Here is a 13,821-nt window from a genome sequence, read left to right as displayed (position 1 = left end):
CGATAGAGGAAGGGGCGGCATGTTGACTGCCGCCCTGAAGCAAGCTCTCAGTAAAGGTACACCGCGCCCGCGTTGGCGCTGCTTTCGTCCGACTGATTGCCCCCAATGCCAGTCGATCCACTGTCTTCGGTGGATGCCCCCACGGCCAGGGTAGTGCCGTCACCCGATATCGCCACACGGCCACCAAACCGGTCCCCAGCGCCCGTATTGGGTGCCTTCAGGTAGGCTTGTTGCGCCCAGGTGCCCGCGCTGCGGCGGAACACCAGCACAGCGCCCGCATCCGCAGCGGCGGTGTTGGCCTGGTCGCCACTGAATCCGCGCGCATTGCTGTCGTCGCGGTACGACGGCACCACCAGCGTGTTGCCGTCGCTGGACATCGCCAGGTTGTTGCCAAACCGGTGGGGGGTGCGGGTGTTGGAGGCTTTCAAGTACGCCTGTGACTGCCAGACGCCACCTGCGCGAATAAACACAAACACCGCGCCAGAGTTGAGTGCCAGGGTGTTGCGCGGTGGAGGCACGACGAAGGTGCCTGTGTAGTTGCTGCTGTCTCCATCCATGCCAACCGCCAGCGTGTTGCCGTCGCCTGACAGGATGACCGACACACCGAAGCGGTCCTGCGCTTGGGGACTGGGGGCCTTCAGATAGGCCTGCTGCGACCATGCCCCCGCATTGCGCTGGAACACATAAGCCGCACCGGCATTGGTCAAGGTGTCGTCCGCAGGATCACTCGCCAAAGCGCTGCGCTCAAAGAACGCACCCACCGCCAGGGTGTCGCCCGCGCCAGACAGGCTGAGGTAAATGCCGAAGAAATCTCCCGCGCCTGCGTTGGATGCCTTGAGGTAGCTCTGCTGTGCCCAGCTGGTGCCCGTGCGGGCAAAGACGTAGGCGGCCCCGGACGCAGCATAGGCTGCATTGCCGTGTGTTCCGGTCAGGTCACCATCCTCGTTATAGGCCCCCACCGCCAGGGTGTTGCCGTCGTTCGAGAGGGCTACGAATGAACCGAAAAGATCGTCGGCATCCGCGTTGCTCGCCTTGATGAATGCCTGCTGCGACCAGACGGCGCCCGTGCGGGAATACACATAGACGGCGCCGGAGTTGCTGGCCAGGTTGTTGGTGGCGGGCATCGTCGCAAACGTGCCCTTCTGGTCGCTGCTCTCGCCATCCGCGCCGATGGCCAGCGTGTTGCCGTCGGAAGACAGCGCCACGGCATTGCCAAAATAATCGTTGGCCTCGCCGTTGGGGGCGGCAATGCGCGCCTGCTGCGACCACGTGGCGCCACTCTTCGTGAAGACGTACACCGCGCCGGTGTTGCCTCCCTCGCCATAGGCCCCCACGGCCAAGGTGGTGCCGTTGCTGGACAAGGCCACGCGGTTGCCAAAGCGGCCTTCGGCGGTGGTCGCCGAGGCTTTGAAGTACCCAATGGCGCGCACCATGTCGGCCGCTACAGACGTCGACGGGGCGCTGCAGCCACCCGCATTGCAGGCCTGCACGGTGTAGGTGGCATTCAGCCGCAGGTGCAGCAGCACTGGTACTGCATAGGTCAGCCCTGTGGTGGCGGTGGACCCGATCTGCACGGGTGTCAGCGGGCCTGCGCCATCCGGGTCCTCGTACACCGTGTAGCTGGTTGCACCCGGCGCCGAAGTCCACGAAAAGATCAGCGCCTTCGTCCCGTAGCCAATGCCCAGGCCACCCGGCGCCGGAGGAGCTGGCGGCGGTGGGGGCGGTGGGGGCGGTGGCGGAGGCGGCGTATAGATCGTGCTGCAAAGCACCCTCACCTGGGTGACCGGCGCCACAGCGACTCCGGTGCCAGCTTCGACCGTACAGGCCTGATCCACAGGCTGCGCATACACCGTGACCGCATAGGCGCTGCCGTGAGACACCAGCGATGCAAAACGGAAAGCGCCGTTCTCAGTCAACAGCAAATCTGCAGCGCCGTTCAGCCGCAGCCTCAGCCCCCCCACCAGGCCCGTGACGGTCCCACCCACCACATAGGTGTTGGTGGTGCAGGTCACCAGGATGTTGGTGACCGGGCCTGTCACCACGCCCGAGCCGTTTTCCACCACGCAGGTCTGCCCCACCGGCTGGGTGCGCACAACAATGTTGTAAGCCTGCCCCTGCGCAACATTGGTGACGTAACTGCCGCTGGCCGTGATGCTCACTTCCGCACCCGCTCCGTTGGCGAGTACCAGGGTGCCCGTCAGCCCCGTCACAGTGCCCCCCACCGGATGCTGCACCGCGGAGGGCGGTGGTGGGGGAGGCGGTGGCTCGGCAGAGTCCCCACCACCGCCGCCGCAAGCTGCCAGGACGCCTGCCATGACCAGAGGCAACGCCCATGCCGCACCGGCAAGCCTCACACGCAGGGCCTCAGCCATGGCAGAAAAATTTCGATACATCAAGGGTTCTCCGGGTCTGTGAACTGCATGGACACTTCAACCCCTCGGGAGGCACGAATAGGTCCGGCTCCCTCGTGCGCGTGCAGGCGGGGTGCCTGGAACTCTATGGCGGGAGAACGCGCAAGCGCACCCCCCTGAAGCAGGGTTGACGCAGAGAATGGAATGGCCCCATAGCGTTTGGCGGGACTCAGAACCCCGGGGTCGCGCTCAACCGACGAGACTGTCAGCCACCGCGCTGGCGGCTGTCTCGCTCAATGGCCCACGTAGCGCCCTGGCCGGTGGCTGATCCACAAGAACCCGCTCATCACCAGCACCGCCAGCACCGAATACGCCACACGGTCTACCGGCACCACCCACAGTGCGAGCAGCACGACGGTGCCATCGATCATCATCTGCACCTTGCCCGCACGCATGCCGTAGCGGCCTTGCAGGTACAGCGACACCACGGTGGCCCCGCCCAGGCTGGAGCGGTGGCGTGCCAGGAACAGGCAGCCCGTGCCCAGCAGCAACCCGCCCAGCAACGAGGCGAACAGCGGGTTCAGGTAGTCCACATGCATCACGTGCGGGAACAGCTCGGTCAGCAGCGACAGCAGGCCCACGCAGACAAAGGTCTTGATCGTGAACTCGCGCCCCATGCGCGTCCAGGCAAACCAGTAGAACGGCAGGTTGACCACAAAGAACAGCTTGCCGAACGAGATGCCGGTGACGTAGTGCAGCAAGAACGCCGCGCCCGCCGTGCCGCCCACCAGCAGCCCCGCCTGGTTGAACAGCATGAGCGCCATGGCCACAAACAGGGTGCCCGCAAACAGGGCCTGGGCGTCTTCAAAGGTGCCATGGCGCAGGGCGGATAGCGGCGGTGCGGCGTCGTGGGCGGGGGGCTGGGTATCGGGCATGGGCGTTCAGCGTTGGGGTGCGTGGCAAAGGCGCGGGGGCTTTCCGCCGGTGGAGTGCCGGGCACTTGGGGACAGCCCGGCGCGCGTCCAGCGTTCAGTCTGCAAGATGAGAAGCAAGCAACGCGCCAGTGTGCGCAGGTGCGCGCAGGCGCCGCTACTTGCCGCCCTTGAACTCGGGCGCGTCCGTGTCCGCACCCGTCTGCGTGCGCAGCACAAACTGGTCGGGCCCATAGACCACCGTGAAGACCTTGGACTGGTTGGGAGCCTCCAGGTAGCGCCAGTCGGCCCAGGTCTCCTTTTTCAGCTCGTAGGGCGTGACCTTGGCGGGCTTGCCCAGCAGGCGGCGCACCTCGTCCATGCGCATGCCGGGCGACACACGCGCAAAGGTCTCGGGCGTCAGCACCTGGCGCAGCGCGGTCATGCGGCCGTCGGGGCCGATGGTGATCATGTAGTTGACCTGGCCGGCAGGCTGGCGGTTGTACTCGAAGGTGCGCGCGCCACCGGGCTCGTCCCACACGTTCTCGGGGGCGCCGAAGCGGTCTCGCACGTCGGCTTCGGTCGAAACGCCCTCCTTGAGTTCGCTGATGCGTTGCGGGTCGCAGGCGGCAAGCACCAGCAGGGAAAGGGTGGCGGCCGCCAGGGCAGCGGAGCGATATATCAAGCGCATAAATTCGTCCCGGTAAAATCTTGGACCTTCGGTGCATCACTGTGCCTGACGCGTTCCAAGAAAGAGTTCACAGTCCATGTCTATTTTCCGCCGCCCCGACTACCAATCCGACGCCACCCAGTTCATCAACCAGCTCAAGGCGAGCCGTCCCGAACTGGACCAGCAGCAACAAGCCGGCCGTGCCCTGCTGTGGGACAAGCAGGTGGACCGCAAGATCTGGGGCGAGTACCGCGACGCCCAGGTGGCCCAGAAGCCCTACGTGTACCAGACCAACGCCGATTGAGCATCTTTTGAGCCGCAAGCGCAGGTATTTATTGCGCTGATAGCTCCTGACTCAATAGCAAACCATGACCACCGCGAACGCAGCCGAAGCGGCAGACTCCCCCGGCGCGCCCTCGCTGGACGCGGCGGGCATGCCCGTGGTGGTGGACCAGGTGGCCTTGGCGCGCCTGTACGGCGAGCCGCTGTTTGCGCTGCCGCAGGACCTGTACATCCCGCCCGACGCGCTCGAAGTCTTCCTCGAAGCCTTTGAAGGCCCACTGGATTTGCTGCTGTACCTGATCCGCAAGCAGAACTTCAACATCCTCGACATCCCCATGGTGGGGGTGACCAAGCAGTACCTGGCGTATGTGGACGAGATCCGCAGCCGCAACCTGGAACTGGCAGCCGAGTATTTGCTGATGGCCGCCATGCTGATCGAGATCAAGTCACGCATGCTGCTGCCGCCCAAGAAGCAGGCAGAAGGCGAAGAACCCGAAGACCCACGCGCCGAGCTGGTGCGCCGCCTGCTCGAATACGAACAGATGAAGATGGCAGCCGCCCGCCTGGGGCAGATGCCGCAGTACGGCCGCGACTTCCTGAAAGCCCAGGTCTACATCGAGCAAAGCCTGCAGCCGCGTTTTCCCGACGTGCATGTGGTGGAGCTGCAGGAGGCCTGGCGCGACATCCTGAAGCGCGCCAAGCTCGTACAGCACCACCGAATCACCCGCGAAGAACTGAGCGTGCGCGAGTACATGAGCATGGTGCTCAAGACCCTGCAGGGTCGTCGCTTCGTAGAGTTTGAAGAACTCTTCGAGCCAGAAAAAGGCAGCACCGTGTTGGTGGTGACCTTCATCGCGCTGCTGGAATTGGCCAAAGAGACGCTGATCGAGATCACGCAGGCCGAAGCCTTCGCACCCATCTACGTGCGCCTCGCCTACACGCCAGCCTAGGCGGGCCCCACTGTTCACCGCCCTGGCCGGTGGCCGTGGCATTACCTCCTCATCCGCAAGCCATGGCATCCCACGACTTCGACGTTCTCATCGTAGGCAGCGGCCTCGCCGGCCTCTCGGCCGCCCTGCACCTGGCGCCCACCCACCGCGTGGCCGTCATTACCAAGCGCACGCTGCAAGATGGCTCCAGTGGCTGGGCTCAGGGCGGCATTGCCGCCGTGCTGGCCGACGATGACAGCTTTGCAGCCCACATAGAAGATACGCTGGTGGCCGGTGCAGGCCTGTGTGACCTGGCCGCCACACGCTTTGTGGTGGAGAACGCGCCCGCCTCGATTGCTTGGCTGCGCCAGTTGGGCGTGCCCTTCACGCTCGAAGGCGACCAGCTGCACCTCACGCGCGAAGGCGGCCACAGCGCGCGCCGCATTGCCCATGTGACCGACGCCACCGGTGCGGCGGTGCAGCGCACCCTCATCGACGTGGTGCGCGCCACCCCCGGCATCACGCTGTTCGAGCAACACACGCTGGTAGACCTGATCACCACGCGCAAGCTGGGCTTGCCCGGCAACCGGTGCCTGGGGCTCTATGCACTGGACAGCGATACCGATGAAGTCGTGACCTTCCGCGCGCCCCAGACCATTCTGGCCACAGGCGGTGCGGGCAAGGTGTACCTGTACACCACCAACCCCGACACTGCCACCGGCGACGGCATTGCCACCGCCTGGCGTGCGGGCTGCCGCGTGGCGAACATGGAGTTCATCCAGTTCCACCCCACGGGCCTGTACCACCCGCACGAAAAGTCTTTTCTCATCAGCGAGGCTGTGCGCGGCGAAGGCGGCAAGCTGCTGCTGCCCCCATCGGCAGGTGGCACGCGCTTCATGCTCGACCACGACCCGCGCGCCGAGCTGGCCCCGCGCGATGTGGTGGCCCGCGCCATCGACTTTGAGATGAAGAAACACGGCCTGGACTGCGTGCACCTCGACATCTCGCACCAGAGCCCTGAGTTTTTGCAAGAGCATTTCCCGAACATCCTGGCGCACTGCGCCGCGTTGGGTGTCGACATCACCAGGGAACCCATCCCCGTGGTGCCCACGGCCCACTTCACCTGCGGCGGCGTGCTGACCGACCTGGCCGGCCGCACCGACCTGCCCGGCCTGTACGCCGTGGGCGAGGTCGCCTGCACCGGCCTGCACGGCGCCAACCGCCTGGCCAGCAATTCGCTGCTCGAATGCATGGTGTTTGCACGCGCGGCCGCACAGGCCATTGCTGCCACCCCCACAGCCGAGTTACCCGCCGTGCCCGCGTGGGACGACAGCCGCGTGCAGGATGCCGACGAGTCCGTCGTCATCTCCCACAACTGGGACGAGCTTCGGCGCTTCATGTGGGACTACGTGGGCATCGTGCGCACCAACAAGCGCCTGGAGCGCGCAGCGCACCGCATCGCCTTGCTGCAGGGCGAGATACAGGAGTTTTATGCGCACTTTCACGTCACACGCGACCTGCTGGAGCTGCGCAACCTGGTGCAAGTGGCCGACCTGATCGTGAAAAGCGCCCAGCTGCGCCGCGAAAGCCGTGGCCTGCATTTCAGCCGCGATTACCCAGAGGTCGCTGCCCCGGCAGCCCCTACCATCCTCGTCCCCCCGGTGAAATGAAACACTCCCTGAGTCGCTTCGCGCTTTTCCTCTCAAGGGGGACGACACTCTCGCTGCGGGGCGGCGCTTGCTCGGTGTCACTCGCCCTGGCCGCGCCAGTCGCATGGGCCGATGCATCAGCACACCACGCGAAAGGATACGCATGACCTACAGCGTCAAAGAAATTTTCTACACCCTGCAAGGCGAAGGCGGTCAGGCCGGCACGCCCGCCGTGTTCTGCCGCTTTGCGGGCTGCAACCTCTGGACGGGCCGCGAGCAGGACCGCGCCCAGGCCATCTGCCAGTTCTGCGACACCGACTTTGTGGGCACCGATGGCACGCTGGGCGGGAAGTTTGAGACGGCTACCGCTCTGGCGGAGTTGATCGCCGCGCAGTGGCCAGCAGACGCGGGCCACCGCCTTGTGGTGTTGACCGGCGGCGAGCCGCTGCTGCAAGTGGACACGGCGCTCGTGGATGCATTGCACGCACAGCAATTTCGCATCGCGGTGGAAAGCAACGGCACCATCGCAGCGCCCCAAGGCATCGACTGGCTGTGCATCAGCCCGAAGGCCGGCGCACCCTGGGTGCAGCGCAGCGGTCAAGAGCTGAAGCTGGTGTGGCCCCAGCCCGGCTTTGACCTGCAGGCACTTGAGAACGACACCGAGTTTGCCCACCGCTTTCTGCAGCCCATGGACGGCCTGCTGCAGCGCCAGAACACTGCCGCCTGTATTGACGCCTGCCTGGCCCACCCTGCATGGCGATTGAGCCTGCAAACCCACAAGCTCACCGGCATCCGGTGACGCGGTTTTCTTTTCTGGTTCCCGTATGTTGTTCACCATCTCCCAGCGCTTTTTCTTCGACGCCGCCCACACCCTGCGCCGCGAGATCGAGGCCGAAGGCAGCCGTCGCGTACACGGCCACACCTACCACGCCGAAGTGTTCCTGACCGGCCCGCGCGACCCCGCCACAGGCATGGTGCTGGACCTGGGCCTGCTGCGCCAGGGCCTGGCCGTGGTGCGCGAGCAGCTGGACCACCACATGCTCGACGAAGTGCCCGGCCTGGGCACACCCACGCTGGAGAACCTGTGCCTGTTCATCGCCCAGGCGCTGCCCGCCGACCTGCGCGCCAGCCTGAGCCGCGTGCGCGTGTGGCGCGAGGCGCTGGGCGACAGCTGCGCGCTGGACTTTCCACAGCCCTGACCGGCCACGGCCCTGCCACCGGCAGGCCACCCTCCACAAGTTCACAGACTTCACCCAAGGAAGCCCGATGTTCCGCACCCTGCTCAAATCCAAGATCCACCGCGTGGCCGTGACCCAGTGCGAGCTGCACTACGAAGGCTCCTGCGCCATCGACGAAGACCTGCTGGATGCCGCCAACATCGCAGAGAACGAGCAGATCCACATCTGGAACATCAACAACGGCGAGCGCTTTGTCACCTATGCCATCAAGGGCCAGCGCGGCAGCGGCATGATCTCGGTGAACGGCTCGGCCGCACGCCGTGCTGCAGTGGGCGATCTCATCATCATTGCGGCCTTCGCCCAGGTGCACGAAGACCAGGTGGCCGCGCACCAGCCGCAACTGGTGTTTGTGGACGACCACAACCGCCAGACGGAACTGCGCCACGCAGTGCCCACGCAGGCCCTGTAACGATGGCACCGACCCATGACGCTCTGGTGGCCCGCAGCCTGGCTGCCGTCTGGCACCCGTGCACCCAGATGAAGCGGCACGAGGCCCAGCCCCCCGTGGCGATTGCCCGCGCGCGGGGCCCGTGGCTCTACGGCACCGATGGGAAGCGCTACCTGGACGGCATCAGCTCCTGGTGGGTCAACCTGTTCGGCCACAGCCACCCACACATCCAGGCCGCGCTGGTGGACCAGCTGGGCCAGCTGGACCACGTGATGCTGGCGGGCTTTACCCACGCGCCCGTGGTGGAGCTGTCCGAGCGCCTGGCCGCCCTCACCGGTCTGGGCCATGCGTTCTACGGCAGCGACGGCGCAGCCGCCACCGAGATCGCCCTGAAGATGAGCGCGCACTACTGGCGCAACACCGGTCGCCCCGCCAAGAGCCGCTTTGTGGGTCTGGCCGGTGGCTACCACGGCGAAACCGTGGGCGCGCTGGCCGTGACCGACATTGCGATCTTTCGCGAAGCCTATGCCCCGCTGGTGCGCCTGGCCGACACCGTGCCCAGCCCTGACGCACGCGGTGCGGCACCGGGGGAGACCGCCCAGGACGTGGCCCGACGCGCCGCTGCCGCGCTGGAAGCATGGCTGCAGGAGCACCACACAACCACCGCCGCCTTCATCGTCGAGCCCCTGGTGCAATGCGCGGCCGGCATGGCGATGCACGACCCCGAATACCTGCGCCTGGCACGTGCGCTGTGCAGCCGCTACGAGGTGCACCTGGTGGTAGACGAAATCGCCGTGGGCTTTGGCCGCACGGGCACCATGTTCGCCCACCAGCAGGCCGGAATCCGGCCGGATTTCATTTGCCTGTCCAAAGGCCTCACGGGCGGCACACTGCCGCTGTCGGCCGTGCTCACCACCGATGCGGTGTACGCCGCGTTCTACGACGACGATGTGGCGCGGGGCTTTCTGCATTCGCACTCCTACACCGGCAACCCGCTGGCCTGCCGCGCGGCGCTGGCCACGCTGGAACTGTTTGAGCAACTGGATGCACTGAGAACCAACAAGGCACTGGCGCAGCGCATCGATGTGGCCTGTGCACCCCTCACGCAGCACCCGCGTGTGCGGTATACACGGCGGCTGGGAATGATCTGGGCCTGGGATGTAGACACTACCCTGCCCGACTTTGCGCGCCGTTACCACCAGCACGCCATGGCACGCGGATTGGTACTGCGACCCATTGGCAAAACGCTGTACGCCATGCCGCCCTATGCGCTCGACGACGAGGCCGTCCAGTGCCTTGCCAGCGGCGCGCTTGATGCGCTGAACGCCACCCTGCAGGAGGAAAGTTGATGATGGGATGTTTTGTGACCGGCACCGACACCGGTGTCGGCAAGACGCTGGTGTCCGCCGGGCTGCTACACGCTCTGGCGCGCCACCACCGCCGCGTGGTGGGCATGAAGCCCGTGGCGGCTGGCCTGGTGCCCTGGGGGGACGACTGGGCCAGTGAAGACGCGATTGCGCTGCGCTCGGCCTCTACCCTGGCCGTGCCGCCATCGCTGGACAACCCCGTGCTACTGCCCGACCCGCTCTCGCCCCACATCGCCGCGGCGCGGGCGGGTGTGCAGATCGACATCGCTGCCATCGTCGCCAGCTACCAAACGCTGGCCGCTCAGGCCGACGCCGTGGTGGTGGAAGGAGCAGGCGGCTTTCATGTGCCGCTCACCGATACGCTGACTGGCGCAGACCTTGCCCAGGCCCTGGCCTTGCCGGTGGTGCTGGTGGTGGGTTTGCGGCTGGGCTGCCTGAACCATGCGTTGCTGACCGCCGAGGCCATCCGTGCGCGGGGCCTCACGCTGGCGGGCTGGGTGGCCAACCGCGTGGACCCCGACATGGAGGCGGTGGAGGACAACATTGCCTACCTGCGCACCCGGCTGGGTGCACCGCTGCTGGCCGATGTGCCGCACCAGGAGCTACCCGAACCCGGCAGCCTGGTGTTTGATTTGCCCAAGGACTGGCGATGACAAGCGCCACGGCACCACAAACGTCGTGGCTCGACGAGATCCCCGCGCGCCTGGCCGACATCGAACGCGCCCACCTGCTGCGCCGCCGCCGTGTGGTGCAGCCCGCCGGCGGTGCCCGCCTGCTGGTGGACGGCCGGCCCATGCTGGCCTTTTGCAGCAACGACTACCTGGGCCTGGCCGGCCACCCTGCGCTGGCCGAAGCCGCGCGCGAGGCCACACACCACTATGGCGTGGGCTCGGGCGGCTCGCCGCTGGTCAGCGGCCACAGCGCTGCCAACGATGCGCTGGAGCACGATCTGGCGGCCTATGTACAACTGCCCCGGGCCCTGTACTTCTACGCGGGCTATGCCACCAACACCGGCATCATCCCCGCGCTGGTGGGTGACGGCGATGCGCTGTTCTCCGATGCACTCAACCACGCCTGCCTGATCGACGGTGCCCGACTGTCGCGCGCCACCATCCACCGCTATCCCCACGCCGACCTGGCAGCGCTGGAAGCGCAGCTTGCCGCCAGCCCCGCTCGGCGCAAGCTGGTGATCAGCGATGCGGTGTTCAGCATGGACGGCGATCTCATCGACATCCCAGCCCTGCTCGCGCTGTGTGAGCGCTACGACGCGCTGTTGTTGCTGGACGATGCCCACGGCTTTGGCGTGCTGGGCCCCCAGGGGCGCGGCAGCCTGGCACAGGCGGGGCTGACGAGCCCCCACGCCTCGCACCGCGTGCTGTACATGGCCACGCTGGGCAAGGCAGCGGGCGTGGCGGGCGCTTTTGTGGCCGGCGATGCAGCCCTCATCGAATGGCTGCTGCAAAAAACGCGCACCTACATCTTTGCCACCGCCGCGCCACCGCTGCTGGCGAGCGCACTGCGCCAAAGCCTGCGGATCATGGAGGCGGCCGACGACCGGCGTGCACATCTGGACGGACTCATCGCGCAACTGCGCCAAGGCCTGTCCACATTGCCTGCATCGCTGGGCTGGCACCTGCTGCCGTCGCACACCCCCGTGCAGGCCCTGATCATCGGCAGCAACGAAGCGGCGCTGGCGGTGATGGAAGGCCTGCGCGCCAAAGGACTGTGGGTGCCTGCCATCCGCCCGCCCACCGTGCCAGCGGGCACGGCGCGGCTGCGCATTGCGCTGTCCGCCGCGCACACCACCGACGATGTGGCGCAACTGCTGGCCGCGCTGCATGCGCTGGCGACACCGTTGATGAGTCGCTGACAAGCCGCAGTACCATGCACAGCCCAGGCGCCCTGCCAATGCAGGCCCTCCCCTATCCTTCCAGCGAGACGATTCCATGCCCCACCTGACCATCGAATACTCGGCCAACCTGCCCCACTACCCCGAAGCCGAAACCTTGACGGCCCTGAACTCCGCCCTGTGCGCACATCCCCAGGTGCAGGACGAGGCCGACCTGAAGACGCGCTTCATCGTGGCCGACAGCTTCGAGATCGGCATCGCGCCCGCCAACCGCGCCTTTGTGCACGCACAACTGCGCCTGCTGTCAGGCCGCACGCCCGAGGCCAAGAAGGAGCTGTCCGACCTCATTGCCGCGGTACTGCGCGAGCGCACCCCCAAGCCCCAGGGCGTGATGGTGCAATTGAGCGTGGAGATCGTCGATATGGACCGGGGCTCGTACGCCAAAGAGCGGCTCTGACGCTGCGCTCCTGCCCCCCGCCTCAGGCCCCGTCGCCTGCGTTGCCGGTGATCGGCTGCAGGATGCCCGTGATGTAGCTGGAGCAACACGGGGCCGCCAGGAACACGCCGGCGGGCGAAATCTCCTCGGGTTGCATCGGGCGGTCCAGACGTGTTGTGACGCCAACCTTTTCCACCTCTTTGGCCGGGCGCTCCGCCGGGATCCGCGGTGCCCACACCGGCCCAGGCGCCACCGCTTTCACGCGGATTCCCCGGTCGGCAAGTTATGCGCCAGCCCCTGGGTAAAGGCATGGATCGCACCCTTGGTGGCCGGGAGCGAAGGGGACGGAGGCGGTCATGGCGGAATGTCTTTCTGCCGACAGGGGCTCCAGGTCAACCGGAGCCAAAAAAAGGGGCGCCTGGGCTTCAAGGCCAGTGCGCCCACGGTGGTACGGACGGCGAGTTCAACGACCGGGCCGGGGCAGCACACACTGCCCCGGCCCGGCCGCGTCAGTCGCAGCAACGGTCAGCTGGCATCCTTGGACTTGCCGGTATTGCCCTGGTTGCCGCCCGATGCAGTGCTGGATGCGCTCTGGGAGCCCGCACCTTTCTGGTTCTGCTGACCAGGCTGCTGCTGGCCCGAACTGCCGCTGGTGCGTGTGGATCGCCACTGGCTGAAGTCATCCGAGAACTTCTGGTAGCGCTCCTTGCGCCAGCTGTCGTAGTCGTCATCCAGCATGCGCAGTTGCTCGTCGCGCCACTGCTGGTAGTCGGGATCGCGGTGGCCNGAACTTCTGGTAGCGCTCCTTGCGCCAGCTGTCGTAGTCGTCATCCAGCATGCGCAGTTGCTCGTCGCGCCACTGCTGGTAGTCGGGATCGCGGTGGCCGCGGCTCTGCTGGGCGGGCGGTGTATTGCGGGTGAAGCCATAGGCGTTGCCGTAGCCACCCTGGCCGCGTTCATCGTCGCGATAGGGCGAGGCAAAGCGCCCTTCGTCATCGCGAAAGCCCTGGCTCTCGTACGGGGCGCCCCATGCCTGGTGCTGACGGCCGGGGCCGTTGTCGTAGCCTGAGCGGCCCTGAGGCCCATACGCGCCAAAACCTTCGCGCCCCGAGCGCGGGTAGCCCTGCGATTCGCCACGGCTGCGGTTCAGGCCGTACTGGCCATAACGCTCCTGGCCATAACGCTCCTGGCCATAGCGTTCTTGCTCATAGCGGTCATTGCGGTTCTCGAACTCCTGGCGGTAACCGCCAGGGCTGCTGCCGCGATGGTCTTCGCTGCCGTAGCCCTGGTGGTCACCGCGCTCGGTAAAGCGCATGTCGTCGGCATCGCGGCCCATGCCATGGCGGGNAGGGCTGCTGCCGCGATGGTCTTCGCTGCCGTAGCCCTGGTGGTCACCGCGCTCGGTAAAGCGCATGTCGTCGGCATCGCGGCCCATGCCATGGCGGGAAAAGTTGCTGTCGTCGCTGTCTCTGTAGCCCATGGTGCTCTCCTTGCGGTCAATGGGAATATCAAAAGTTGAAAGTGAATAGGAATGGAAGGGTGCGGCTGGCCACATGCTGTTGTGGCCTGCCTGGTCTCAGGGCTGGCTCTTGTGCGAATCGCGACTGCCTTGCTGCTTCTGGTCGCGGCCCTGCGCGTGTGTGTCGGCGTCGTTGCGGGCACCTTGCTGGCGGTGGGTGTTGCCGCCCGTGCTCTGCTCGGCCTGCTGCTGCCCGGCGGGCAACAGCAGCACGGCCATCAGGCCCTGCACG

Annotated in this window: 13 protein-coding genes and 1 pseudogene; 10 read left to right on the top strand and 4 right to left on the bottom strand. The window is 66.4% G+C overall.

The annotated features are described in order from the left end of the window. Window positions 1-47: 47 nt before the first annotated feature. From ASC83_RS04215 to ASC83_RS04205, 3 genes are all read right to left on the bottom strand, one after another. Window positions 48-2,372 carry an integrin gene (locus ASC83_RS04215; protein WP_156379420.1) on the bottom strand — a complete coding sequence of 775 codons (2,325 nt, stop codon included), beginning with the start codon at window positions 2,370-2,372 and terminating at the stop codon, window positions 48-50. Window positions 2,373-2,644: 272 nt separating this feature from the next. Then, complete coding sequence (locus tag ASC83_RS04210; protein WP_056058586.1) at window positions 2,645-3,286, bottom strand: YitT family protein; 642 nt, start codon at window positions 3,284-3,286, stop codon at window positions 2,645-2,647. A 154-nt stretch (window positions 3,287-3,440) separates the two neighbouring features. Beyond that, on the bottom strand, window positions 3,441-3,953 hold the full coding sequence (locus ASC83_RS04205; protein ID WP_056058583.1) for a hypothetical protein: 513 nt from the start codon (window positions 3,951-3,953) through the stop codon (window positions 3,441-3,443). A 76-nt stretch (window positions 3,954-4,029) separates the two neighbouring features. On the opposite strand from ASC83_RS04205, the gene ASC83_RS04200 reads away from it, so the two are divergent. From ASC83_RS04200 to ASC83_RS04155, 10 genes are all read left to right on the top strand, one after another. Next, entirely contained in the window at window positions 4,030-4,236 is a 207-nt protein-coding gene (locus ASC83_RS04200; protein ID WP_056058580.1) for a DUF3460 family protein, read from the top strand. Window positions 4,237-4,300: 64 nt separating this feature from the next. Next, a complete protein-coding gene (locus tag ASC83_RS04195) occupies window positions 4,301-5,164 on the top strand; it encodes a ScpA family protein (RefSeq protein ID WP_056058577.1) in 864 nt (287 codons plus the stop codon). A gap of 62 nt (window positions 5,165-5,226) precedes the next feature. Then, on the top strand, window positions 5,227-6,813 hold the full coding sequence (gene nadB, locus ASC83_RS04190) for an L-aspartate oxidase (protein WP_056058574.1): 1,587 nt from the start codon (window positions 5,227-5,229) through the stop codon (window positions 6,811-6,813). Window positions 6,814-6,955: 142 nt separating this feature from the next. Beyond that, entirely contained in the window at window positions 6,956-7,591 is a 636-nt protein-coding gene (gene queE, locus ASC83_RS04185; protein WP_056058572.1) for a 7-carboxy-7-deazaguanine synthase, read from the top strand. A gap of 25 nt (window positions 7,592-7,616) precedes the next feature. Then, window positions 7,617-7,991 carry a 6-carboxytetrahydropterin synthase gene (locus ASC83_RS04180; protein WP_056058569.1) on the top strand — a complete coding sequence of 125 codons (375 nt, stop codon included), beginning with the start codon at window positions 7,617-7,619 and terminating at the stop codon, window positions 7,989-7,991. A 67-nt stretch (window positions 7,992-8,058) separates the two neighbouring features. Next, window positions 8,059-8,439 carry an aspartate 1-decarboxylase gene (panD, locus tag ASC83_RS04175; protein ID WP_056058565.1) on the top strand — a complete coding sequence of 127 codons (381 nt, stop codon included), beginning with the start codon at window positions 8,059-8,061 and terminating at the stop codon, window positions 8,437-8,439. A gap of 2 nt (window positions 8,440-8,441) precedes the next feature. After that, complete coding sequence (gene bioA / locus ASC83_RS04170) at window positions 8,442-9,767, top strand: adenosylmethionine--8-amino-7-oxononanoate transaminase (protein WP_056058562.1); 1,326 nt, start codon at window positions 8,442-8,444, stop codon at window positions 9,765-9,767. Then, entirely contained in the window at window positions 9,767-10,438 is a 672-nt protein-coding gene (bioD, locus tag ASC83_RS04165) for a dethiobiotin synthase (protein ID WP_056058559.1), read from the top strand. Before bioA ends, bioD begins: the two co-directional genes overlap by 1 nt. Next, complete coding sequence (gene bioF, locus ASC83_RS04160; protein ID WP_056058556.1) at window positions 10,435-11,655, top strand: 8-amino-7-oxononanoate synthase; 1,221 nt, start codon at window positions 10,435-10,437, stop codon at window positions 11,653-11,655. Before bioD ends, bioF begins: the two co-directional genes overlap by 4 nt. Window positions 11,656-11,731: 76 nt before the next feature. After that, window positions 11,732-12,091, top strand: coding sequence for a 5-carboxymethyl-2-hydroxymuconate Delta-isomerase (locus tag ASC83_RS04155; protein ID WP_056058553.1), 360 nt, complete (start codon window positions 11,732-11,734; stop codon window positions 12,089-12,091). A 22-nt stretch (window positions 12,092-12,113) separates the two neighbouring features. On the opposite strand, the pseudogene ASC83_RS23380 reads toward ASC83_RS04155, so the two are convergent. After that, window positions 12,114-12,400: pseudogene (locus ASC83_RS23380) on the bottom strand (SDR family oxidoreductase); the annotation flags it as partial. Window positions 12,401-13,821: the final 1,421 nt, after the last annotated feature.

This window comes from Acidovorax sp. Root402, assembly GCF_001425125.1.
Lineage (GTDB): Bacteria > Pseudomonadota > Gammaproteobacteria > Burkholderiales > Burkholderiaceae_C > Acidovorax > Acidovorax delafieldii.
Note: the sequence above shows the minus strand (reverse complement) of the source record. Positions and strands in the feature narration are given on the sequence as shown.

Bases quoted from the DNA above. Each gene is read 5' to 3' on its own strand.
- ASC83_RS04180 (WP_056058569.1), top strand. From the start codon at position 7,617: ATGTTGTTCACCATCTCCCAGCGCTTTTTCTTCGACGCCGCCCACACC.
- queE (WP_056058572.1), top strand. From the start codon at position 6,956: ATGACCTACAGCGTCAAAGAAATTTTCTACACCCTGCAAGGCGAAGGC.
- bioD (WP_056058559.1), top strand. From the start codon at position 9,767: ATGATGGGATGTTTTGTGACCGGCACCGACACCGGTGTCGGCAAGACG.
- ASC83_RS04195 (WP_056058577.1), top strand. From the start codon at position 4,301: ATGACCACCGCGAACGCAGCCGAAGCGGCAGACTCCCCCGGCGCGCCC.
- bioA (WP_056058562.1), top strand. From the start codon at position 8,442: ATGGCACCGACCCATGACGCTCTGGTGGCCCGCAGCCTGGCTGCCGTC.
- panD (WP_056058565.1), top strand. From the start codon at position 8,059: ATGTTCCGCACCCTGCTCAAATCCAAGATCCACCGCGTGGCCGTGACC.
- ASC83_RS04205 (WP_056058583.1), bottom strand. From the start codon at position 3,953: ATGCGCTTGATATATCGCTCCGCTGCCCTGGCGGCCGCCACCCTTTCC.
- ASC83_RS04210 (WP_056058586.1), bottom strand. From the start codon at position 3,286: ATGCCCGATACCCAGCCCCCCGCCCACGACGCCGCACCGCCGCTATCC.
- ASC83_RS04215 (WP_156379420.1), bottom strand. From the start codon at position 2,372: ATGGCTGAGGCCCTGCGTGTGAGGCTTGCCGGTGCGGCATGGGCGTTG.
- bioF (WP_056058556.1), top strand. From the start codon at position 10,435: ATGACAAGCGCCACGGCACCACAAACGTCGTGGCTCGACGAGATCCCC.
- nadB (WP_056058574.1), top strand. From the start codon at position 5,227: ATGGCATCCCACGACTTCGACGTTCTCATCGTAGGCAGCGGCCTCGCC.
- ASC83_RS04200 (WP_056058580.1), top strand. From the start codon at position 4,030: ATGTCTATTTTCCGCCGCCCCGACTACCAATCCGACGCCACCCAGTTC.
- ASC83_RS04155 (WP_056058553.1), top strand. From the start codon at position 11,732: ATGCCCCACCTGACCATCGAATACTCGGCCAACCTGCCCCACTACCCC.